This is a genomic window from Treponema ruminis, assembly GCF_014201975.1.
Classification (GTDB): Bacteria; Spirochaetota; Spirochaetia; order Treponematales; family Treponemataceae; genus Treponema_D; species Treponema_D ruminis.
Map to the genome: position 1 here is coordinate 384,420 of NZ_JACHFQ010000001.1, position 22,534 is coordinate 406,953.

Annotated in this window: 19 protein-coding genes; 6 read left to right on the plus strand and 13 right to left on the minus strand. The window is 41.0% G+C overall.

Features of this window, described 5'->3' with window-relative positions; all coding sequences use genetic code 11:
* Positions 1 to 55 precede the first annotated feature (55 nt).
* From HNP76_RS01510 to HNP76_RS01520, 3 genes are read left to right on the plus strand one after another with little or no spacing between them, the layout of a single operon-like run.
* Positions 56 to 1,426 (plus strand): sensor domain-containing diguanylate cyclase, encoded by a 1,371-nt coding sequence (locus tag HNP76_RS01510; protein WP_184656754.1) that lies wholly within the window; start codon positions 56 to 58, stop codon positions 1,424 to 1,426.
* A complete protein-coding gene (locus tag HNP76_RS01515) occupies positions 1,423 to 4,866 on the plus strand; it encodes an ATP-binding protein (RefSeq protein WP_184656756.1) in 3,444 nt (1,147 codons plus the stop codon). Before HNP76_RS01510 ends, HNP76_RS01515 begins: the two co-directional genes overlap by 4 nt.
* A 26-nt stretch (positions 4,867 to 4,892) precedes the next feature.
* Entirely contained in the window at positions 4,893 to 5,645 is a 753-nt protein-coding gene (locus HNP76_RS01520; protein ID WP_184656758.1) for a response regulator, read from the plus strand.
* Between the two features lie 39 nt (positions 5,646 to 5,684).
* Here HNP76_RS01520 and HNP76_RS01525 read toward each other — a convergent pair whose 3' ends face one another.
* The 12 genes from HNP76_RS01525 to HNP76_RS01580 all read right to left on the minus strand — a co-directional run bounded on the left by HNP76_RS01525 (position 5,685) and on the right by HNP76_RS01580 (position 13,487).
* Entirely contained in the window at positions 5,685 to 6,875 is a 1,191-nt protein-coding gene (locus tag HNP76_RS01525; RefSeq protein ID WP_184656760.1) for an anti-sigma factor antagonist, read from the minus strand.
* 131 nt (positions 6,876 to 7,006) lie between these two features.
* Complete coding sequence (locus HNP76_RS01530) at positions 7,007 to 7,294, minus strand: hypothetical protein (RefSeq protein ID WP_184656762.1); 288 nt, start codon at positions 7,292 to 7,294, stop codon at positions 7,007 to 7,009.
* A 2-nt stretch (positions 7,295 to 7,296) separates the two neighbouring features.
* Positions 7,297 to 7,593, minus strand: coding sequence for a type II toxin-antitoxin system RelE/ParE family toxin (locus HNP76_RS01535; protein WP_184656764.1), 297 nt, complete (start codon positions 7,591 to 7,593; stop codon positions 7,297 to 7,299).
* 811 nt (positions 7,594 to 8,404) lie between these two features.
* A complete protein-coding gene (locus tag HNP76_RS01540; protein ID WP_184656766.1) occupies positions 8,405 to 9,046 on the minus strand; it encodes a hypothetical protein in 642 nt (213 codons plus the stop codon).
* Between the two features lie 139 nt (positions 9,047 to 9,185).
* Positions 9,186 to 9,698: a hypothetical protein gene (locus HNP76_RS01545; RefSeq protein ID WP_184656768.1), complete on the minus strand. Its 513-nt coding sequence runs from the start codon at positions 9,696 to 9,698 to the stop codon at positions 9,186 to 9,188.
* Between the two features lie 2 nt (positions 9,699 to 9,700).
* Positions 9,701 to 10,006: a hypothetical protein gene (locus HNP76_RS01550; protein ID WP_184656770.1), complete on the minus strand. Its 306-nt coding sequence runs from the start codon at positions 10,004 to 10,006 to the stop codon at positions 9,701 to 9,703.
* Positions 10,007 to 10,128: 122 nt separating this feature from the next.
* Entirely contained in the window at positions 10,129 to 10,791 is a 663-nt protein-coding gene (locus tag HNP76_RS01555; RefSeq protein WP_184656772.1) for a hypothetical protein, read from the minus strand.
* Between the two features lie 11 nt (positions 10,792 to 10,802).
* Complete coding sequence (locus HNP76_RS01560; RefSeq protein WP_184656774.1) at positions 10,803 to 11,909, minus strand: SPFH domain-containing protein; 1,107 nt, start codon at positions 11,907 to 11,909, stop codon at positions 10,803 to 10,805.
* Positions 11,910 to 11,965: 56 nt separating this feature from the next.
* The gene (locus HNP76_RS01565) at positions 11,966 to 12,208 is read right to left on the minus strand and encodes a hypothetical protein (RefSeq protein WP_184656776.1); all 243 of its coding nucleotides are present in this window, start codon (positions 12,206 to 12,208) and stop codon (positions 11,966 to 11,968) included.
* A gap of 28 nt (positions 12,209 to 12,236) precedes the next feature.
* The gene (gene yidD / locus HNP76_RS01570; protein ID WP_184656778.1) at positions 12,237 to 12,449 is read right to left on the minus strand and encodes a membrane protein insertion efficiency factor YidD; all 213 of its coding nucleotides are present in this window, start codon (positions 12,447 to 12,449) and stop codon (positions 12,237 to 12,239) included.
* 7 nt (positions 12,450 to 12,456) lie between these two features.
* Entirely contained in the window at positions 12,457 to 13,044 is a 588-nt protein-coding gene (locus HNP76_RS01575; protein WP_184656780.1) for a TFIIB-type zinc ribbon-containing protein, read from the minus strand.
* 254 nt (positions 13,045 to 13,298) lie between these two features.
* Positions 13,299 to 13,487, minus strand: a complete 189-nt coding sequence (locus tag HNP76_RS01580; RefSeq protein ID WP_184656782.1) for a hypothetical protein — start codon at positions 13,485 to 13,487, stop codon at positions 13,299 to 13,301.
* Positions 13,488 to 13,730: 243 nt separating this feature from the next.
* Here HNP76_RS01580 and HNP76_RS01585 point away from each other — a divergent pair, with 243 nt between their 5' ends.
* Positions 13,731 to 17,750: a phosphoribosylformylglycinamidine synthase gene (locus HNP76_RS01585; protein ID WP_184656784.1), complete on the plus strand. Its 4,020-nt coding sequence runs from the start codon at positions 13,731 to 13,733 to the stop codon at positions 17,748 to 17,750.
* Positions 17,751 to 17,951: 201 nt separating this feature from the next.
* Entirely contained in the window at positions 17,952 to 18,809 is an 858-nt protein-coding gene (locus HNP76_RS01590; protein ID WP_184656786.1) for an ATP-binding cassette domain-containing protein, read from the plus strand.
* 181 nt (positions 18,810 to 18,990) lie between these two features.
* On the opposite strand, the gene HNP76_RS01595 is transcribed toward HNP76_RS01590, so the two are convergent.
* Positions 18,991 to 19,629 (minus strand): CBS domain-containing protein, encoded by a 639-nt coding sequence (locus tag HNP76_RS01595; protein WP_184656788.1) that lies wholly within the window; start codon positions 19,627 to 19,629, stop codon positions 18,991 to 18,993.
* A 207-nt stretch (positions 19,630 to 19,836) separates the two neighbouring features.
* Here HNP76_RS01595 and HNP76_RS01600 point away from each other — a divergent pair, with 207 nt between their 5' ends.
* On the plus strand, positions 19,837 to 22,461 hold the full coding sequence (locus HNP76_RS01600; RefSeq protein ID WP_184656790.1) for a hypothetical protein: 2,625 nt from the start codon (positions 19,837 to 19,839) through the stop codon (positions 22,459 to 22,461).
* The last annotated feature ends 73 nt before the right edge of the window (positions 22,462 to 22,534 follow it).

The following is a 22,534-nucleotide window of genomic DNA, read 5'->3' on the forward strand; positions in this document are numbered from 1 at the left end:
AATTAAATGGACTGTTTCTGTTGGCATTCGGTATTTATAAATCGGGGAGTTTTTCATGGCAAAAAAAATCGTTACAATCCTTCTTATCGTTCTTACTGGAATTTCTCTAATCCTGCACATCATAAAAATGGACTGCGCTAAAAACGATGAAATGGTAAAGAACAATCTGATAGCCGCCCACCTCTATGATTCCCTTTCAACAAGCATAAAAAAGCCGATTACGATTTCCCAGACGATTTCAGTTGACTCCTTCCTTATCGATCTTCTGAACAAAGAGGAAAAACTTTCAGAAAAGGCCGCTGAAAAGGCGATTACGGACTATCTTACAAAAATCCGCAACGAATTCGGCTACATGGCGGCATTTATCGTTTCCCACAAGACCAAAAGATATTACACGCCGAACGGAATTTCAAAAGTCATGAACCCAATGAGCGACCCCTACGACGTCTGGTACAAGATTTTCGTCGATTCAGGCAAAACTTACGACCTGGACACTGACCGCGACCAGACAAACGATTACCGCTGGGTTGTTTTCATCAATTTCAGGATTACCGGTGAAAACGGCGAGCTTCTCGGAGTCTGCGGCGTGGGCGTTTTTATGGATGAGCTTCAGACTCTGGTTTCTGCCACAGAAAAGGAATTCGGCGTGAAAATCAACCTGATTGACCCGGACGGACTGGTTCAGGTTGACTCAAATTCGGCAAATATCGAAAACGCTTACATCCACGAAGCGATTGCTGACAAGGCCGGGGCCGATGATTTCACCTACACGGAAAAAAAGCCCGGAGTCTGGCGAATGACCCGCTACATGGCTGATTTGGAATGGTTCCTCGTAGTCCAGCATTTCGGCGATAAAAATAAAAATTCCGCCGGTTCCAGCATTACCCTCACATTTGCCTTTATTTTCCTGGCCATTTTACTTATAACAGCCCTCATCGGCGGCAAAAAAGACAAGGGGCATCATTTTGAAAAGGTAAACCTCTCCGAAGACACCTTCACCCATCTTCCAAACCGCAACTACCTCAAGACATCTTTCGGCGAAATGGGAATTTTCAACACGACCCGCTACAAAACGCTGGTAATGTTTGACATCGACAAATTTAAAATCGAAAACGAATCAAAAGAGGGCGACCAAATCCTGCTTTCAATCGTTGAATACACAAAAAAAATCATCGGCGAAAACGGAATCATGTTCCGATGGGCCGGCGACGAATTCGTAATTTTCTACGAGGAAGAGCTGGAAGTGGCCGAAAAGCAGTTCACTGAGCTCTGCGCAATGGTCAAAGAAAATCTCGACGTCACAATTTCAGTAGGAATTGCAGCAGTAAATCTTTCAAAGAGCATTAAGAACAACTATCACAGGGCAGTCAAACTTTGTTACGAAGTTAAGATTGATGGCGGAAACGGAGTAAGGGTTGAACAATGACAGGCATCATAAAAACTTCTCTTAGATTCAGGATGATTTTTGTAATCGTCGCTACTGTTCTCCTGACTTTCGGGCTCACAGCCTTTGCAGTCCTTTTCCCGGAAATTAAAAAAGAGCGGGCGGACTTTGAGCGGACGATTGAGCTTGTAAAGGAAAACAAGTCGCTTGATTTGACCGCCACCCTAAAGGCAATCGAAAACTCAGTGCGTCTTTCAGAAGATTTCATTTTAAAGACCCTGGACGACAAGAGGATTGAAAAAGACTTTGCCTACGAAAAGGAATACATGGACCGACTCGAAGAAGAGATGATCCGCTTTTCCCGGGGAACCCGCGATGCCGTTGCCCTTTATTTCCGACTTGAGCACGACAGGTTCGGGGATGCGAGGGGAATTTTTCTGACCGGAAACAGCAAACAGGGCTTTATCCGAGTCAAAAACACCAGTCTTCTGGAATATTCTCCCAACGATACGGAGCATGTCGGCTGGTATTACATCCCCGTCTGGGCAAAAAAGCCTGTCTGGACCAATCCCTACGAGAACAAAAACATCAACATCGTCATGATGTCCTACATAATCCCGATTTACAAGCAGGGCCAGCTTCTCGGAATCGTGGGCATGGACATAAACCTTGCGACAATAAAAAAAATCATAGACTCGGTTCCGCTTGAAAACATGCTCTGCCTCTTGATTGGCAGCGAAAACAACATCATCTACACCAACACAAATCACTCACTCAAGCCATCAGTTTCCCAGACCGCAAACACCGATGCCATCATGGACTTAATCTCAAGCAACAACGGCGAAAAACACAAGCGCTTCACCTGGGAAGAAGCAGAATATTTCGGGCAAATCCAGACTCTTGATAACGGCATGTCCCTGATTACAGGAATTCCTTCTTCATCACTCAAGGAATTCCAGCTCAAAGTCTTTATCATGCTGGCAGCCGTCCTCATCCTCGTCCTCATCCTGGCTCTTTTTGTAAACATCTATTCCGCAAGGAAAATCATAAATCCGGTTCGTGAAATGACCGACGTAACCTTCCGCCTTTCCCGCGGAGAACTGAACACGACTTTATCCTATAAGTCAAAAAACGAGCTGGGAACCCTTGCCGACAACATCCGCAAAATGACCGGCCAGATGCGCGATTATTTTGATTACATCCGCGAGCAGACGGAAAAAGAACGCAAGGCAAAGGAAGAAGCAATCGCCGAAAGCAGGAACAAAAGTGAATTCCTGGCCAGCATGTATATTTCCCTGCACGAAATGGACTTAAACGAAGACGTCTTTACGGAAATTCATTCAAGAACGGACGTCGCGAAAACTATCGGAACTTCATTCAAAAATGCCCGGGCAACACTCCGCCGCGTAATGGAAAACCGGGTCAAGGACAAGGGCAAGCCTCGCGAAGACTTCATGGACTTCATTAATTTTGAAACTCTTGAAGAACGATTAAAGGGCAAAATCACAATCGCCCACGAATTTTTGAGCATTACCGGCGGCTGGTGCCGAGCCCGCTTTATCTTAATGGATAGAAATGAGGACGGAAGCCTGCATCACGTTTTGTGGGCAGTCGAGGACGTCAGTTCCGAAAGGGCTGAGCGTGAGCTTTTGAGAAGCGAGGCCGAAAAAAGCGCCGCCGCAAACCAGGCAAAGAGCGCTTTCCTTGCCAACATGAGCCACGAAATCCGCACGCCGATTAACGCAGTTCTTGGCATGGACGAGATGATTCTGCGCGAGACCGAAGACCAGGCTATTCTGGGATATGCGGCCAACATTAAGAACGCAGGTGCAAATCTTCTCGAAATCGTAAACGAAATCCTCGACTTCAGCAAAATCGAAGCCGGAAAAATGGAAATCCTGCCGGAAAATTATGACATTTCTTCGATTGTGGTCGATTTAGTGAACATGACAAGCGAAAGGGCAAAAGCTAAAAAACTGAAATTCATCATCAATGCCGATCCCGCCCTTCCAAAAACCCTTTATGGAGACAGCGTAAGAATCAAGCAGTGCATCTTGAATCTTCTTACAAACGCGGTCAAATACACCAAGGAAGGAAGCGTTACTTTCTCGGTCAATTTTGAAAAAATCCCCAACAAGTCCGATAAAATCAAACTCACAGTCAGCATAAAGGACACCGGAATCGGAATTAAAGACGAGGACATGGAAAAGCTCTGCTCTCCTTTCGAGCGAATCGAAGAGGACAGGAACAAGACGATTGAAGGAACCGGCCTGGGCATGAGCATCGTAACCCGGCTTCTTTCAATGATGGGAACAAAACTCGACATCAAAAGCGTCTACGGTCAGGGCTCGGAATTTTCATTCACTCTGGAGCAGAAAGTTATTGACTGGACCTGCGTGGGCGACATCAACGAGGCCTACAAAAAGAACGCGATTAAGCTGGCTGGCTACAAGGAAAAACTTCATGCCCCGAAAGCCCACCTTCTTTTCGTAGACGATACCGAAATGAATCTCGAAGTCATAAAAGGGCTCCTCAAAAAGACCGGAATCAAAATCGACACGGCCCTGAGCGGAATGGAAACTCTGGAGCTCGTTACCCAAAATTCTTACGACATCCTTTTCATCGACCACCGTATGCCGGAAATGGACGGAATCGAAACCTTCCACGCATTGCAGTCTCTCGAAGGAAATTTGTGCAAGGACAAGCCCTGCATAGCCCTCACGGCAAACGCAATTTCTGGCGTAAGGCAGATGTACCTTCGGGAAGGCTTCACGGACTATCTTTCAAAGCCGGTTGATCCCGAAAAACTCGCAGACCTTATCCGAAAATATCTGCCGGAAGATTATATCGAAGAAAACGACTCGGCTGAGGCTCAGGACAATCAGACTGACGAGGCCCAGGCAAGTGCTTTCCTTGAAAAACTCAAATTAATAGAAGAAATTGATTTGGATGCGGCACTCAAAAACTGCGTGAGCGAAGAACTTCTGGAGTCTTCGGTTAAAAAATACAACGCTGACATTGAAAGCAGGGCCACAGAACTTCAGGAACTCTACGACAGCGAGGACTGGAAGCTTTACTGCACCAAAGTCCACGGCCTCAAAACCACTTCGCGGATTATCGGCGCACTCTCGCTTTCTTCCCAGGCCGAGCACCTGGAGCACTGTGCCGACAACGGAGACATTGCTGAAATTCGCGAAAAGCACGCCCCTTTCATGCAGGAATTTTCAGCTTTCAAAGAAAAACTCCGCCCGCTTTTTGAAGAAGAAGGGGCTTCTGAAAAGGCAGAGATTTCAGAGGCAAATTTCCTGGAAAAACTGAATAAAATCGGGGAAATGGTGAAAGATTTTGACATTGACGGACTTGATTCTGTCATTCAGGAACTTTCACAAAATTCCATCCCGAAAGAATATGCCAAAAAGTTCGAAAAAATACGCAGCTGTGTAGAAAACGTGGACTTTGCGACATTAAAGACATTGATTTAGTAAAAAAAGTTGAATAGGAGAAATTTATGGCAAAACAAATTTACGTTATTGGTGATGAAGGACGACTCGTAGTCAGAAATTTCATTCAGAAATTCAAGGAAGCGGCCGTTGACTGGATGGTTACGGTCGTATTCCCGGATGAAGAGCAGCTTGTCTTCGATGAAATGGATAAGAACTCCCATGTCGTAGTTTGTCTTTGGGAAGAAATAGATTTTGAGGTTGTCCGTCACATAGCCGCAGCCCAGAAAAAATTTAAATTCTACATTTACTTTATCGGAGTCAATTTTTCTTTCGGAATTGAAGAAGACAAATATTTCAACAAAATTCCTTCCGTCCGCTTCACATCATATTCCTTTGAAATGGCTTTCCTGCTTTCTCATATTGAAGAAAACAACATCGAGAAAAAGCGTATTCTCGTCGTTGACGATGAACCGATTGTGCTCAGGAGCATAAAAACCTGGCTCGGAGATAATTTTGAAGTCTCGCTGGTAAATTCCGGTGAAATGGCTCTGGAATTCCTTTTGATGCACCCGGTCGATTTAGTTCTTCTCGATTACAAAATGCCGACCATGGAAGGCCCGGAAGTCCTGAGAAGAATCCGGGGAGACGGCAATCTTAAAAACCTGTCCGTGATTTTCCTGACCGCCAAAAACGACAAGGAAAGCGTTGTCACAGTCGCGCCTCTTAAACCCCAGGGCTACATCTTAAAAACGATGTCCCCCGAAGAAATCAAAAAAGCCGTAGCTGATTTCTTCAGGAACAAGATTGTAACTGTGTAAGGTCTAAAAGGCCGCGGATAAATTCAGTCGCACAGAACTTTATTTTGCAGAAGAAAGAATATGCCTTAGCGCCTGTTCGTTAGGAATCACAACGCCCCTGAGCATTTTGTCCATAAGAATAGGAGCCAGCTGCATTGCCTTTTCCGCACCGGTTGCAACAACAAGCGTAACGTTAAATGCACAGATAAGCCCAAGCTGCTGATAATACTTTTCAAGATTGGCCTTGTCCGTGATTCCAGTGTATTTTTGGAAGAACATGTTTCCAATCTTGAAAATCACATCTTTTGGAAGACCTACGCTTCGTTCAATCTCAGAAGATGAATTTCCCTGTGTCGCAAGAATCATATCGCGGTAAATTCCGGCCAGATCGTAAAGGGCAGGACCAGTCGTTACTTCCGGCATGTCAATCAGCAGAAGCTCGCCGTCCTGAATCATTATGTTTCCAGGGTGAAGGTCATTGTGAATGAGCGTGTCGCAGTCCGGAATGCAGTCAATCAGGCTGTCCAGCAGGGAAAGTTCTTCCTTTGAGCACCACTGAGCCAGAAGAGGCACCCTTTCATGCAGAACCGTCTTTAAATTTGAAAAAGTTCCCGGAGCAGCATGGACGGAATGAAGCTGCTTTGCAAGAGCCACATATTTATCAACATATTCTTCCAGTTTATCTGGATTGTCCTTGATTGTCGCGCCAAGTGTTTTTGATTTAATCATTTCAAAGACAACGCCGAACGAATCTCCGCACCTTACTAAATCGTAGGCAATTACAGACGGAACGCCGTTCATAAAGGCATTTCTTGCAAACTCTCGCTCACGGTCGATTACTTCGCGGGTCATGTAAGGCTTGTAGACTTTGACGATTTTGTCATCATCAAGACGATATACACTTCCGTTTCCGCCCTGTCCCAAAAGCTCGCAGCCTTCAACGCTGATTTCACGAAGCTTTTTCTGCACGTCAAGGATGTTCGTAAAGCCGGTAGTATCAAAAATCTCAAAAATTTCCTTTGAAACATTGGTGACAGAAAGTTTTTTGCCCGTGGATTTGCAGAATTTCATCAAAACACGCAAGCCTGCGCTTGAAATATAAGCAAGGGAATCAGCATCAAAAACAGGCGTAAGATTTGGATTTTCTGAAATGACAGCAGAAATTTCACTTTCTACCTGAGGAGCATTCGTTGTATCAATTCTGCCTTCCAGCGCAATAATAACCAAATTTTCAGTGCACTTAGTATTCATAAATTCCTCCGAAAAAAATATATACTATCTTAAACCACCCTTAAAGAATCCACAAGTTTTTTGTTAAAAGCAAATGCGTTAGCGAGGGGCGAAGCGTTACGGAAGGACTTGAAGAATACGTTATATGTTTTCTACATCTGCATCAGCGCAGAATAATTTAAATTATGTTCCCTTGCGTAAGCAATAAAGTCTTTTTCTTCTTTGGTTACGCGAATTTGAAATTTAAGCGGCAATGCAAATTTCTGTTTTCTTCCTGCGTTTTCTCGTGCTCCTCCATGACCGAATTTCTTTTCATAAGAAGCAAGACCTGAAATTTTCATGTATTCTTTTTCAGAAATGATTTTTTCATCTGGAGAAATTTCTGATTCCAATTTCTTGAAAACATAACCATCCGAATCTTTTACAAAAACATAATCCATAATCAGACCTCCTTCAGACGCTGTTTAGCAAGTTTTATTTTTTCTTTTGGAGTTTTTTGTGTTTTCTTTACAAAGACAACTCCAACCACAATAATTCTACCAGCAGCATATTTGAATAATGAACGAAGTTCGTTTGTTTTTATTTCAAAAATTTCTTTTTGGATTGGCTTTACGCGAACAAATTCAATTCCTTGCTCTTGTATTTTCTTGTAATCTGCCTCAAGCATATCCTTTTGAGATTGTTCCAGAGCCTCTATCTCTGTTATTACTTGCGGCAGTTTTTCAACTGTGAACTTCATACTTATAATATAAGTCGACATTTTGATTATGTCAACATATTCAAGAACTCTAACAGTTTTTTACTTATTAAAATATTTATACCAATACATATTTGGATTAAGTATATAATCCTTAGTTTTTTCTGTTATTAACTTATCAAGATGTTCAATTATAATTCCATATCTTTCTTTTAGTCCAAATATATTCCGTAATTTTTCTTTACTAAAAGTTCTTTTATATATTTGTACTTTTACTTTCGAACCAAAAAAACTGAAAATTATTAGATATACTTTTTAAGCAATATTCAAATGATTCTTCATCCAATTGGGAATAAAATTTTTTATTTGTAATAATAATTAATTCCATTCTATATCCAAAGCGCCCCAGTGCGGGCGTCCACATAACAATTGCTTAAACCGCAGGCAGCTTGACTGCCTGTCGGCTTTGAAGGCGTTGTTAGGCGATTTTTCTTTTCTACAAAGCCTTGTAGATTTCATACTTTTCATGTACTATACATCTCATAGGGGACACTTAGTAAATTGTGGCGGCTTGCCTCCGATTTCTCGTGAATGAAGGAGGCCGTCTGTGACAAAGTACGAAAAGGCAATGCTTGTCATTGCAATTATAGCACTTGTTATAGACCTGCTCACCTTCCTGATAAAATAGAACTTAAGAGCATAAAAAAAAGCCCGCCTCTTAGCTACCAACTTCGGACGGGCTTGTAATACTAGCTACGGAGGCGGTCGCTCAATTGCTTTGCGTCCCCGTTTCTCTAAATATACATAACAACCCCTCTTTTGTCAACTTTTCAATTCTTTACTAAGCTGTTTCTTACAAGTCGCTTAAATTAAGAGTTCCGTATATGTTTGCAACAAGTTTACTGACCGTATGCGTGAAAGCAATAGATTTTTCAGTTTTTATTTCATCTAGCATCTCTTCAGTAAATTCTGTAGCGATAATCGCAGAATTGTTTTCATCCATAAGTTTATAACATTCTGATTCAGGGGCGAGTATAGTGTGAAACTGTTCTTTTGTTAATTCAGGTTCTTTCTCCGCAATCCATAATGGTTCATGAATAATGTAAGCAGGGCTATCTGTTAAATACCAGAGTTGGGCAAGGCTTTCCCCTATTTTGTTTACATCTTCAAGAGTATAGTCAGTAAATGAAGTGTTTAAATAAATTCCATCAGGAGAATAGTCCTCCATCCCAATTATTTTATTCAGGCAATAATGAATAATGGCCCAAATTTGTTCAATTCCATTGTATTCAATTTCTATTTTAACATTTCCATATGATTCTATATCGTAACCATCAAAAATTGGATGACGGATTTCATCAGTCATATATTGATTAAAAAGCTCTACAAATCTTTCATACTGAATTTTTGTTTCTTCAGTATTTTTATTTTTTACGACACGATTAACGAATTCTAAATAAGACCCTATTGCTTCGTTATTATAAATTGTTTTCATAGTACTAGACGCCTCCTTTATTTCAGCAAAATAATGTCAGAGAACTTTACTTATTACCAATAAGCGGACCAGTGGCTCGTCCACATAACAATGGGTTGTACCGCAGGCAGCTTGACTGCCTGTCGGCTACGAACCTTTGTTATGTGTTTTCTTCTAAATTATTCCATTCAGTATACACTTTCTTTATTGCGTTATATGGAGATGATGTTGAATCAATATATTTTTTTAAAGAAACTGAACCTACAATATTCCGTAATTCAATAACATATGTTTTCTTAAATCTTTCTTTGTCAATTTTGCCATCAATATATTTCATACAAGCTTCTTCATATGCATTTAAATATTCTTGCTTTGCATTATTTAATTGCTTTTCACAAATAGGCAGATTAATTTTCTCATCTTGTGTTAATGAATTCTTTTTTTCTTTTTCCTTTAAAAAAAGAAATTTTGCAAGTTTATCATCTAAATCTTTTCTGGTCTCTCTTATCAAATTCCTAATTTCTAATTCAATATTAGCATTTGCCAGCTTTGTATTTTCTTCAGATAATTTGTTTGCTTTTGCGTCAGTTATATATGATTTTATAATTGCCCAAATAGAAATAATCAATGATACGATTGGAATGATAATATCTTTTACTAATGATTTGTCCATAATTATCCCCTAATAGCATTTTCTGCATTATCAAGCATTTTTATTATCTCTGAATTATCTGTTGCAGAACAAATTCGAGTTCTATCTTGACTAAATGATTTATAAACTTCTGTAGAGTCTTCAATTAGTTTAAAATGTCGGTTTATACCCTTGATTAATGCAATTTTATCAGCATCTGAGATATTAGTATTAGAGTTTTCATATTTTAAATTATCAATTTCTCGAATAATTTTTTTTATTTCATCTTTCGGATTTTTTGAGTTTTTTACTTGCTCAATATACGATTTTATTAATTCTTCTTTTGTCACTTTTATTTCTCCTTTTTAAGCGCGCCCCAATGCGGGCGTCCACATAACTACGCAGCTAAACCGCAAACCGGCTTGACCGGTTTGTCGGATTTGAGCTGCATGTTATGCTTTTTTTTCTTGTTTCAAAGACCTTTCTTTAGTACTAAATTTCTTTGCTTTAATAGGTCTCTTGTTTTTGAAACATTACTTACTAATTCTTCTGTATTTAATTTTTCAATGTTTAAAGTAATTTCATCGAGGTTTGACAGAATTTGTTTTTCGTATTCTTTTACAGATAAACTAGATTTTGTAGGAGAGTATCTAGATTCTTCTTGCAAATCTTCCAATTGTTTAATAATAGACGCATCTGTAGCTTTTGTTTTTAGGAATTCAGCCTTTACAAAAATATTATTTAGAAATAATTTTTCTTCATCAGATTTATTTTCATTATTTGCAATATTATTATTTATAACAATGGAAATAATTAAAACAATAAGATAAACACCCGTTATAAATGATTCAATTGAATATTGATACAAAACAAGATAAGGATGAACCAAGAAGAAAAGACCGACAGCCAATGTTGCTATAAAATATAACGCAGTTATAAGAGCGACAGATTCAATAGCTACATGACGAGATTTACTTTTTTTAGTAAAAAGTGGTGATAAAAAAAACATTAAGAAAGCAAAATGTATAAATGAATATGAAATCCACATTGAAACTGTACATTCAGCTTTTGTAATAGTAAAGAAACTTATATTAAAAATAGCTAATAAGATTAATTTTATTAAAAAACTTATCATTTCATATCTCCTTACTGAACTTTATTGCCACATGAAGAACAAAACTTACTTCCTGGTGCTAGCTCTGTTCCACAATTTGAACAGAAAAGTTTTTTAGCTTGAATAGGTTCTCCACAAGAAGAACAAAATTTTGCACCTGCTTGATTTTGTGCATTACACTTTGAACATATAACAGTTGCCTGATTATTTTGTGATTGTGGAGTCTGGAATATTTGATTAGCCATACCGGCAATTTGATTACCTACATTAACACCCATTCCTAAACCAGCGCCCATAGCGGCAATTCCGGCACCATCGTTATTAGAAATATTTGTAAGAATTTCTCGCGAAACAAATCTGTTATAGTCCTCACCATAAATTGCAGCTTCACCCTTAGTTGCAAAAGCAGCCTCAAGCTTCTGGCGATTAGGATCATTTTGTGGAATATCAATTGCAGCTAGTGCAAATGTAATAAGTTTTATTCCATATTCATTCATTATAGGAGTCAATTCTTCTTGTATACTTTTAGCCAATTCTACTTGGTTTGAACATATTCCTAAAATTTCTTCATTTGATTTTTTTACTGATTGGGCAATTGCAGATTTAATATATTGTGAAAATTCATTTCTAAAATACTGTGTAACTGAATCTTGCTGGAAATTCTGGATATTATTTCCAACCATTTTTACTAAAAATTTCTTTGAATCATCAATTTGAATTTTATATGAACCCCGAGCTTGTAAAGATGTAGCTATACCTAGTTTTGGATCTCTTACCTGAACAGGGGAATCTGTTCCCCACAAAATTTCTTGTGAATGGGCTTTTCGAACAAAATAAACTTTACAATTAAATGCTGATATACCACCACTAAAAGCTGTTGCTATTCGAGAAATAAAAGGATAATTATTTGTTGAAAGTGTATATTTTCCACCTTCAAAAACCTGTTCTATTATTCCATCCTTAAAAAATAATGCTTCTTCACTTTCTGCAACAATTAAAGTTGAATTAGTATTAAAATCTTCTTCGGGGTTAAGCCATAAAAGCTCATTTCCATTAGATGAATTTTTTATAACATCTGTCCAATGTTTTTGACCACCAACATAATTTACTTCATTCGGATTTTTCTTAAAAATGCCCATTTCTTTCTCCATATATGAAAAGTGGTTTATGCCATCCCATAAGCCACTTTATTATTTTAGTCCTGTTTCTTGAAAACAAGCATATTGAAGTATGTTGTTACAGATTTTGCGCCGAACAAACCTGCCAAACAACCAGGTTTCTCTTCAACTGGAATTGACTGAATCATGTCAAGTTCCCATCCGCCAACAGCTTCTTTCTGAATTAAATCAGCATACTGAGCTACTGCTTTTGAACATCCGGCAGGATCGCCAGCTTTAATTGTCAATCCAACTGGAGCGGCAACTGTTTTGTACTGCATATAATAAACTCCTTAGTTTTTGATGTTTTTATGGATAGTCTTCGCCACCATTTGGGGCATGACAACGGAAAATCCGTTTTAATCCCATAAATACACCTTTAATTGTACCATACTTTTTTACCGCTAAAATCATATATTCAGAACAGGATGGTGTAAATCTACATGATTGCCGTAAAGTTTCTGGTGCAGTTCTTTGATACCATCGAACTGTTTTTATTATTAAGTTTTGGAAAAAACTCATAATAACCTTATAAATTTGTTGCAATAATAATTAGTATTATCACTGCAACAATAATCCCAATTATAACATTCTTATTTGGCTTTTTTTGTGGTGGAATTGCAGGTTGATTTCTGACCATTTCAACAAAATTTCTATATTCTTGTGTTTCTTCTATATATTTTTGTCTAACATCTTCTTCAGCGTATTGAATTGCAAAATCGGCATATTTTAAAATTTCGAGAACCTGATTCGCTTTTGTAATGTTATCTGAATTTCCATATTTATCTCTGAATCCATAATATTTTGCGAAGCTTTCTTCACAAAGATATCTTCCCCACCAGGCATAAGCATTTTGAGGTTCTAATTCTGTTATTTCTTTATAAAGTCTATTGGCTTTTTCTACATTTCCTGTTTGCAAGCACTGATATGCAGAAGTAAGTTTTGAAGCAGCAGTAGCAATACCATCAACTTCTACTTTACCTGTATGTTCAACTACAGTTACAACTTTCTCTACTAATTGTCGTTTTGTTCCACAGTAAATACAGGTACCAATTTCTCCATTTGAATCTACTGCAAGTGTACCACCACAATTTGCACAAACAAGATTCTGTTCCATTTTTTTCCATCTCCATAGTTTATTTATATTATACCTCGCCAGTGGCGTGTGAGTATAACATTTTTTCTCCGTATCCTTTGTAAATCGTCTTATGTGATAAATGCCGTATAAGATTTATTACAAAATACGTTATTTACTATAATATAAAAAAAATAAGAAGATGTCAGTTGCTTATGCGGTTCCGCCTAAAATCACCGTCTCATTGTCCGTCTAAGATTTCATCAAGCGGGCTTTCTATTTCCTTGACGCCCCGGTTAAAGAAATTCAGCGGCAAGCTGTTTGTTTCCTTCGAGATTATCTATAACACGTCGAACTTCTTCTTTTGTAAGCACAACCGGAACTCTTTTTTTATGTTTGGCGTGTATTACGTCGCAAAGATTATCCGGCTCAACGTGTTTTACATGGCGAAAATAAAAAAAGGCGCAAATGGTGAAAAAAATCATCTCCCCCACCCACAAGCAGCCTAGCACCGATTGAAACGGCGGTGGAGATGTTGCGTTAGCGCTGGTAGCCTCGCCTGAGGCGTTCTGGCGCGACCTTTGGGAGCGGAAGAATGAGCGTTAGCGAAGGGCGGACATAGCGACCCGAACGAAGTGAGGGTAACGCCCGACAACTTTCAATTTTCCTTTTTCAACTTTCCTTTTCCTTATCTTCCAATAAACCGTAAAAAACAGTAAAATACCCTTATGTTTCGTATATATGTAGAGCGCAAGCCGGGCTTCCAGAGTGAAGCTCAGAGCATTTTGAGTGAAATCAATGGATTTTTGGGCATTTCTTCTGTAAAGGGAGTGCGTTATTTCAACCGCTATGACATCGAGAATACTAGCGAAGATGTCTCAAAAATGGCGGCCTTGCGAATCTTCTCTGAGCCGCAGAGTGATTCTGTTGTTTACACGGAGCTTCCTACCGATGCAAACGACACTGTAATCATCTGGGAATATCTGCCGGGTCAGTACGATCAGCGGGCGGATTCTGCCGAGCAGTGTCTTTCTTTGCTCCGCGAATCTATGCGTTCTACTGCAAAAGTCGGAACAGAGCCACCACGCGTAAGATGTGCCAAAATGGTTATCTTGAGCGGAACTGTTTCTGCCGATGAAGTTGCAAAAATTCAAAAATATCTTATCAATCCTGTCGATTCCCGTCTTACTGATTCTAAAATCCCTGAAACCCTTGAAATGAAAACTGAAACTCCAGCCGACATCCCGACTGTCGAAGGTTTCATCAAGCTTGGCAAAAAAGAGCTCGATGCTTACCGCGAGAAAATGGGTCTTGCTATGGACCTCGCTGACATTCAGTTCCTTCAGGATTATTTCAAGTCAATCAAGCGCGATCCGACCGAAACTGAAATCCGCGTTCTCGATACTTACTGGTCTGACCACTGCCGTCACACTACTTTCAACACTGTCCTCAAGGACATTAAGGTAGAAAAAGGTCCTTACGCTAAGCTTTTCAAAGAGTCCCTCAAAAATTACGAGGCTATGCACACTGACATCTATGCAAAACGCAAGGACAAGCCTCTCACCCTTATGGACATGGCTACAATCGGCGGAAAATATCTTCGCAAGCACGGAATGCTCGAAGACATGGAAGTTTCTGAAGAAAACAATGCCTGCTCTATTTTCATCGATGTTCACTACACTACTGACGAAAATGGAAATCCTTTGCCAGAGGGAAAAGAAGAAGTCGAACAGTGGCTCCTTCAGTTCAAAAACGAAACACACAACCATCCGACAGAAATCGAGCCATTTGGTGGCGCCGCAACTTGTATCGGTGGTGCAATCCGCGACCCTCTTTCCGGCCGTTCCTGGGTTTATCAGTCAATGCGCGTAACTGGCGCTGCTGATCCTACTGTTCCTTTGAGCGAAACTCTACACGGAAAACTCCCTCAGATGAAAATCTGTCGTGAAGCAGCACAAGGCTTCTCTTCTTACGGAAACCAAATTGGTCTTACAACTGGTCAGGTCACAGAAGTTTATCACCCGGGCTTCCTTGCAAAACGAATGGAGCTTGGTGCCGTAATCGCAGCAAGCCCTTACAAGACTGTAATGCGCGAAACTCCAGAAAAGGGCGACATCATCATTCTTCTTGGTGGAGGAACAGGTCGTGACGGTATCGGTGGTGCTACAGGCTCATCAAAAGTTCACACAGAAAAATCAGTTACTACAGCGGCTGCCGAAGTTCAGAAGGGAAATGCCGTTGAAGAACGAAAGATTCAGCGTCTTTTCCGAAACCCTGAAGTAAGCCACATGATCCGCCGCTCAAATGACTTCGGTGCAGGCGGTGTTTCTGTTGCTGTGGGCGAGCTTGCCCCAGGACTGGACATCAACCTCGATGCAGTTCCAAAAAAGTACGAAGGTCTTAACGGAACAGAACTTGCAATTTCTGAAAGCCAGGAGCGAATGGCTGTAGTCGTCCGCCCAGGCGATGTAGATAAATTCATCAAATATTGTAATGACGAGAACCTGAATGCTGTCGTTGTTGCGACCGTAACCGACAAAAACAAGCTCACGATGAAATGGCGCGGCAAGACAATCGTCGACATTGACCGCTCATTCCTCGATTCAGCTGGTGCAGTTCACACAGCAAAAGCTTCTATTGAATCTCCTACAGAACAGCACGATTCACCGCTCGTAAAACCACTCGACTCAGTTGCAAAGGTTCTTGGCAAATGTGCAAGCGCAACTGGTGAAGCAGGCGGCGAAAAACCAACAGCCGAGCAGATTAAAGAAGCATTCATCGAAAACATCCGTGACCTCGCATGTTGTTCTCAGCGCGGTCTTCAGGAACGATTCGACGGCTCAATCGGAGCAAGCACTGTCCTCTTCCCGTTCGGCGGAAAGTACCAAGGCACTCCGGAATGTGCTATGTCGGCAAAAATCCCGGTCATCTCTCCTCGTGAAACATCAACTGTCTCTCTCATGTCTTATGGATACGACCCGCGGGTTGCTCAGTGGTCACCATGGCATGGAGCTCAGACAGCAATCCTTTCTTCACTCGCAAAAATCACCTGTATCGGCGGTAAGGCAACAACAAGCCGCATGAGCTATCAGGAATTCTTCGGCCGTGCCGTAAGCGAGCACACTTGGGGCTATCCGACAGCAGCACTCTTGGGTTCAATCGACGCTCAGAGGGAAATGGGCTGTGCTTCAATCGGCGGTAAGGACTCAATGTCAGGAACTTTCGAGCACATCAACGTTCCTCACACACTCGTTTCTTTCGCAGTAGCACACGACGAGGCAAAGAATGTTCAGTCAGGTTCATTCAAAAAGAGCGGAAGCTACATCTATCTCGTTCAGATTCCATATTCAAAAGAACTCGCACCAGACTGGGACGCTTTCAAAAAGAACTCAGATGCCCTCTACGAGCTCAACAAAGCCGGCAAGATCAACGCAATGTACCCGGTTGGAGCAGGCGGAATCGCTGAGGCAATCACAAAGATGTCATTCGGAAACAAAATCGGCGTTCAGCTCACACAGATTCCGACATCAGCAACAGTCATCGGCTTCCACCGCAACGCAAACGACACAATTGCAGACCTCTTCACACCGCAGTACGGCTCAATCATCGTTGAGACAGACGACGACAAGTTCGAGAACGGCGGCTTTGTAAACACAACAGTCCTCAGAATCGGTAACACACAGAAAGACCCGATCATCTCATTCGAAATGAAGGGCGTTGATCCTCTTCCAAAGGCAGAAATCAAACTTTCTGACCTCTACGAAGCATGGGAATCTAAACTTTCAAAAGTATTCCCGCCAGTTTCTTCTGTTAAAAAGGAAGAAAACTTGCCGGAATGGGCAAAAGAAGAGCACGCATCTTTGGGCGAAGCACGAGCCAAGAAAGATACATTCACAGTAATCGATCCAAGCAAGGCAAAACCACGCGTAATCGTTCCGGTATTCCCGGGCACAAACTGTGAGTACGACATGGCGCGCGCATTCAACCTTGCAGGAGCTGACTCACACATCCTCGTCTTCAAAAACAGAACTCCAAAAGACCTGGAAGAGTCACTCGCCGCATTCAAGGCAGAAATCGAGCAGGCACAGATTGTAGCATTCGCAGGCGGCTTCTCTGCAGGTGACGAGCCGGACGGTTCAGGAAAATTCATCGCAAACGTAATCCGCGAAAAACGAATCTCAGACGCAATCACTTCTCACCTCGAAAAGAAGAACCTGATTCTCGGTATCTGTAACGGCTTCCAGGCTTTGATTAAGACAGGCCTCGTTCCATACGGAAAAATCACTGAGCCAAGCGCAGAGACACCGACACTTACATTCAACGACATCCACCGGCACATTTCGCGCGTGGTCTGGACCCGCATGGTAAGCGCCGCTTCTCCTTGGGCTTTGGACGCTTCTGTACTCGAAGAAAAACCGCATTATATCCCGGTAAGCCACGGTGAGGGCAAAATCTTCATTTCTGAGCAGCTCGCAAAAGAATTGTTCGCAAACGGTCAGGTTTACAGCCAGTACTGTGACGAAAACGGCAAACCGACAATGCTCGAACCAGAAAACCCGAACGGCTCAGCATTCGCAATCGAAGGTCTCACAAGCCCGGACGGTCTCGTTCTCGGAAAGATGGGCCACTCAGAGCGAACAGTCGGCATCGGCGGCTACACAGCAGACCTGATTAAGAACATCGCCTGCAACAAGGAAGCAAGTTCATGCCAGAACCTCTTTAGGGCTGGCGTAAGGTACTTTAACTAAATTAAATGGGAAGGGGGAAAGTCTTCACCAAGAGCTCCCTCCCTATTCCTCTATTGGAAAAGAAATGTGCCACAAGTATGTGGCGAAAAAGAAACAAAAGTGACCTCGCTGTAAGTGATTTTACTTGCGACGAGGTTTTTACTTTTCCCACTTCCCTATTTTCTACTTTCCTTTTTCCCGATTTTTCATTATCTTTAAACCATGAATAACACAGATTTTCTTGAAATTAACGATATAACTTTTACCTACCCTGCTGTTGAGGGTGATTTGGACGAGAACGGCAAACAAATTGAACCTAAGCCGATTTTTGAGCATTTTTCAGCCAAACTTCCAAAAGGATTCGTCAGCTTTGTCGGACAGAACGGCTGCGGTAAAACTACTCTCATGCTTTTGGCAAGCGGACGGCTCACACCTCAGAGCGGCACTGTTTCTCTTCTTGGGCAGAATCCTGCAAAACTCGACGACGAGCAGAAAAATCTTCTCGCATCTGTAATTTATCAGAACATGGAATTTGAAACCGAAGACAAAGTTAGCGAGCTTCTTTCCTTTGTTTATCAGAACGGCGCCCTAAAAGGCAATGCAAAGGCAATCCGCGAGTCAACTGAGGGCGGCGATCTTCTCGGCGAAGTAATCGATATTTTCGAGCTCAAGGATGTCCTCGGCCACGCGCTCACCCATTTGAGCAAGGGCGAGATTCAGCGGGTCCTGCTTGCTTTCGGCATCCTCTACGGCAGCGCGTCACTTTTCATGGACGAGCCTCTTTTTGCGATGGAGCCTCATCAAAAGGAAGCTGCCCTCGCCTACCTCAAGGAATACGTCCACAAGACAGGCACCACGATTTATATCTCTATGCATGAGCTTGATTTAACAAAAAAATACGCTGACACGGTTCTGCTTTTCTATCCAAACCGCGACATGTCGCTCGGCACTCCAGAAGAAGTCCTCACCCGCGACGAGGTTGAAAAGGCTTACGGCGTTCCTTATGCCATGCTCAAAGACCACGAAAACCTCAGCCGCGAGTACCTCAACTCTCTGAGCCAGAAAAAACAAGAAAAATAGGCGCAAATTAAGCGGCTGCGGGCTTTCCGTGGTTCCGCGCTAACCGCGCTCCATTCAGCGTAAGCCATGCTGCACATGACTTACGCTGAACGCTACGCGCCACTACAATCCCGTGCGGTAATTTACTGGATTTGCCTGGGGAATGAAATGGCATTGTCATTATTGGTCTTGATCCGAAAAACTATCTTAAATCCTTAATGTCTGCACCAAGAGTTTTTAGGATTTCCCCGACAGTTTCTTTTGATATTCCAATAATCTTTAGTGTGATAATTCTTTTGCTTACATCGCTTCCATCAGCTGTGATTACAGAGACAATCTTGCCGTTCTTGTCAGCGATTGCCTTACTGATTTTGGCAAGCTCGCCCGGATTATCGTTTGCTTCGACTTCTGCGCGGACTCCCTCATATCTGAATCCGAACATATCGACTACAGCCTTGAAAAGATCAGTCTTTGTAAGAATTCCCGAAAGAACCTCGCCGTCCATGACAATCAGGCTGGAAATCCCCTTCTCCGACATGATTTTTGCGGCTTCTTCAATCGTGGCATCCTTTTGAATCGTAATCGGGTGCGTTTTCATCACTTTTTCGACGGTGATTTTTGAAAGAAGATAGCTCAATTCGTAAATATCGAGGGTTGTGGCGTTTGAAGGCATGGTTTTCTTTAAATCAGTCTTCGTAATAACGCCTATAAGTTTGCCAGAATCATCGAGGACAGGAACTTTTGTAATCTGCTCCCTGTCCATGGTGCTTTTGACATTGGAAATCAGTTCTTTGGGGGTTGTATAAATCGGGTTTTTGGTCATAAAATCGCGTACAATCATAAGCGCCTCCTATTTCTTTCCTATATATGATAGCACACATTTTGGGAATTCAATAGGAATTTTTCATGCCAACAGCCATTTCTCCCACCCGTGCGTTAACGCACTAAAAACCTGTGCGTTCACACTAACACTATCTTTTTGAAATCTGATATTTTTCTTAAAAAAGGGCGTATGCCTTTTAAAACAAACTAAAAAGAGGTTTTTATAATGAAAAAACTTTTTAAAACACTGGCTGCACTCGCAGTAGTAGCGGCACTTGGTTTTGGCTTTGTGTCTTGCGGAGGCGGAGATGACGACAGCTCTAGTGGCGGCGGTGGCAGCAACTCAAATTCTGCTTTAGCTGTTTTTACCTGCAACAGTGGTTATGATACCCGAACCCTGACCTTTTATAATGACTCTACTTTCAAAGTAATTGTAAGTGGCGAATCTGAACCTCAGGCAGCCGGAACATATAAATTTGTATCCGGTGACTGGGAAAACGGTACAATCTCATTGAATGCCACATCTGGTGAAAAACAAGAGACATTTACTGGTACTAAAACAATTTCAGAAAAGAAAATAACTTTCAGTAGCAAGACATATATCCTTACTGGCGGAACGCTTAAGACTCCGTCTGACGAAAGCGGTAATTCTGGAAAAGAACCTTCCCAGACTGAAAAAAAACTTCTTGCGGAATACAACTATGACAATCTGAGCCTTATTTCTTTTTATTCAGATAACACATTTTTATTCAAATTTTCAGACAACGACTATAGTAACGAATCAGGTACATATTCGCTCGTTGGGAACTGGAACAATGGCTGTGTCGCAATAAAAAACAGCAGCACATCAAGTTACAAAAATATTGAATCAAGCGTATATGTAATTTCTGATGGAGTGCTGAAAATTTCTTACTATAAGTATTCTGTGAAGGAAATTGCAAGCGGAGCTGATAAAAATGTATTCCCGGAAATGGTGTACTTCCCTGACAATGAAGAGTATTCTGAAAAAAAGATTGTCGGTTTATTTATTACAAACGATGAAACAAGCGAGTCCAATAAAATTTACCTTGGAAAAATAGCAACTTTCTTTTTCTCAGACAACACATGGCTGTCTACCAAAAAAGCAGACTCTGCCAGCGGTATCCAGACTTCCGTGCTAAATACAGGAACATATACTGGTGTAATAGATATGAACAAGAGAACCTCTTCCAGCGTTACAATTGCATCAGATGGTCATACAAGCAGTGATACCATTAAAAAAGATGAATTTGACAGAGTTTACCTCAGCAATGGTTTCAAAAGAGAATATAGATTCGATGCCGATGTTTTTACTTCAAAAGAGAAGTACATAAACTATGACAAAATCGCTGCCATTTTTGATGCTCCTGAAGAAAAAGGAGATAATTATACAAAAGAAAAACTTTATGTCTTCTATAATTATGATAGCTCTAGCGGAAAATATCTTTATGAAGTTTTATCTATTATAACTGCAGGCGATTATACAAACATAAATGTTTTGGAGATTTCTACATATTCAAAATCCGGTGATTGGTTTGACGGTAAAATAAAATTCTCAGACGGTTATTTTGGTAACGAAATTAAAGATCGTGTTATGACAATTGGAGACGTGAAATATACACGCTCATATCCAGAATACAAGGATACTACAGCAGCCAATGGTTCAGCCACTTTCGAAGCAACTATATTTGGAAGAAAATACTCCGTTAAATTCAACAACGGCACTTATGTACAATATTGCAATGGTCAGGAAGAAGCGAAAGGCTCTTACACAATGACAGGTGATTTTACAAACGGCACCATGAGGCTTAATGAAAATCAAGAATACAAAAATGGTTCGTGGAAATCAAAATCAGAAATCATCGACTGTGTAATTACAAATGGAGTCCTTACAAACACCTATGGCTCATTCATACGTGTAAACAGCAGTTCAGATTCCGGTAACTCATCTGCAGACTCTGGATCAGGCAACACTGGCTCAACAGACACAAGCGTAGAAACACAACTTGCTTTCAACAGCACAGAACTCAACAACAAAGTCTACAGGTATACTACAGGTAAAACTGATGACTGGAGATTTTATATCTTCACAGAAAACAAATGCTATAGAGATTATGGGTACACAATAAATAATACCCAAATGCTTGCGGATAATTGTGGTGATGCCACATCAGATAAAGAAACTGTCACCGTCACCAAAAAGGGAGACAAGTACTATGTTTCCGACAGCATTGGCAGTAACAGAGAAATTAAATATGTAGGCAATTACGAAGTTCCAACTACAGCAGAACTCTGTCTTGCACACGCGAAAATGGAATACTATAAGTTTGAGTCAGCTAACACGACAACAAGATTTGATGATAATACCAAAATTGATGGTAGGACAGATTTAGTCGTAGCATATTCTGATGGTACTTTCAAATTCGCTGAAATTAGCCGGAAATCGACTTTATACTTGCTGACACCTGATAAGAAGTACATGGCATGCTTTATCAAGCGTTCTGCTCTGAAATCTTCTCTTTTTACTTATCAGAATGATGGATACATTATGATTGGATACTATAATTTAAATAATTCTTCTCCTGATATAAGTAGCTCATATATGGGCAGCCCATACAGTGGTGGGGAGTCGAAAAATGTATGTGTTTCTGTAGTTTCAGACGATAGCCATCATTCTTTAGGCAAGCTTCCTAATAAATTCCTTCCTGCCATTCTGAACGGCTATAAAATATATAGCGACAGTAATTGCACACAGGAAATTACTGATTGGAGTGCAGTACCGTATAATACTAATTATAAGAATGCTTACATTTACGCAAAACTTAATTCGTAAATAAACCACAAGAGGCTGTCCAATAAGTTCAAAAGCTGTCATTTTCGGGCTTGACCCGAAAATCTATTTGCTT

What these genes read in the sequence shown, in the direction of transcription:
- HNP76_RS01565 (WP_184656776.1), bottom strand. Translation starts at nt 12,208, where the DNA reads ATGCAGTACAAAACAGTTGCCGCTCCAGTTGGATTGACAATTAAAGCT.
- HNP76_RS01575 (WP_184656780.1), bottom strand. Translation starts at nt 13,044, where the DNA reads ATGGAACAGAATCTTGTTTGTGCAAATTGTGGTGGTACACTTGCAGTA.
- HNP76_RS01515 (WP_184656756.1), top strand. Translation starts at nt 1,423, where the DNA reads ATGACAGGCATCATAAAAACTTCTCTTAGATTCAGGATGATTTTTGTA.
- HNP76_RS01585 (WP_184656784.1), top strand. Translation starts at nt 13,731, where the DNA reads ATGTTTCGTATATATGTAGAGCGCAAGCCGGGCTTCCAGAGTGAAGCT.
- HNP76_RS01530 (WP_184656762.1), bottom strand. Translation starts at nt 7,294, where the DNA reads ATGGATTATGTTTTTGTAAAAGATTCGGATGGTTATGTTTTCAAGAAA.
- HNP76_RS01525 (WP_184656760.1), bottom strand. Translation starts at nt 6,875, where the DNA reads ATGAATACTAAGTGCACTGAAAATTTGGTTATTATTGCGCTGGAAGGC.
- HNP76_RS01595 (WP_184656788.1), bottom strand. Translation starts at nt 19,629, where the DNA reads ATGATTGTACGCGATTTTATGACCAAAAACCCGATTTATACAACCCCC.
- HNP76_RS01555 (WP_184656772.1), bottom strand. Translation starts at nt 10,791, where the DNA reads ATGATAAGTTTTTTAATAAAATTAATCTTATTAGCTATTTTTAATATA.
- HNP76_RS01580 (WP_184656782.1), bottom strand. Translation starts at nt 13,487, where the DNA reads ATGATTTTTTTCACCATTTGCGCCTTTTTTTATTTTCGCCATGTAAAA.
- HNP76_RS01590 (WP_184656786.1), top strand. Translation starts at nt 17,952, where the DNA reads ATGAATAACACAGATTTTCTTGAAATTAACGATATAACTTTTACCTAC.
- HNP76_RS01540 (WP_184656766.1), bottom strand. Translation starts at nt 9,046, where the DNA reads ATGAAAACAATTTATAATAACGAAGCAATAGGGTCTTATTTAGAATTC.
- yidD (WP_184656778.1), bottom strand. Translation starts at nt 12,449, where the DNA reads ATGAGTTTTTTCCAAAACTTAATAATAAAAACAGTTCGATGGTATCAA.
- HNP76_RS01600 (WP_184656790.1), top strand. Translation starts at nt 19,837, where the DNA reads ATGAAAAAACTTTTTAAAACACTGGCTGCACTCGCAGTAGTAGCGGCA.
- HNP76_RS01535 (WP_184656764.1), bottom strand. Translation starts at nt 7,593, where the DNA reads ATGAAGTTCACAGTTGAAAAACTGCCGCAAGTAATAACAGAGATAGAG.
- HNP76_RS01545 (WP_184656768.1), bottom strand. Translation starts at nt 9,698, where the DNA reads ATGGACAAATCATTAGTAAAAGATATTATCATTCCAATCGTATCATTG.
- HNP76_RS01560 (WP_184656774.1), bottom strand. Translation starts at nt 11,909, where the DNA reads ATGGGCATTTTTAAGAAAAATCCGAATGAAGTAAATTATGTTGGTGGT.
- HNP76_RS01520 (WP_184656758.1), top strand. Translation starts at nt 4,893, where the DNA reads ATGGCAAAACAAATTTACGTTATTGGTGATGAAGGACGACTCGTAGTC.
- HNP76_RS01510 (WP_184656754.1), top strand. Translation starts at nt 56, where the DNA reads ATGGCAAAAAAAATCGTTACAATCCTTCTTATCGTTCTTACTGGAATT.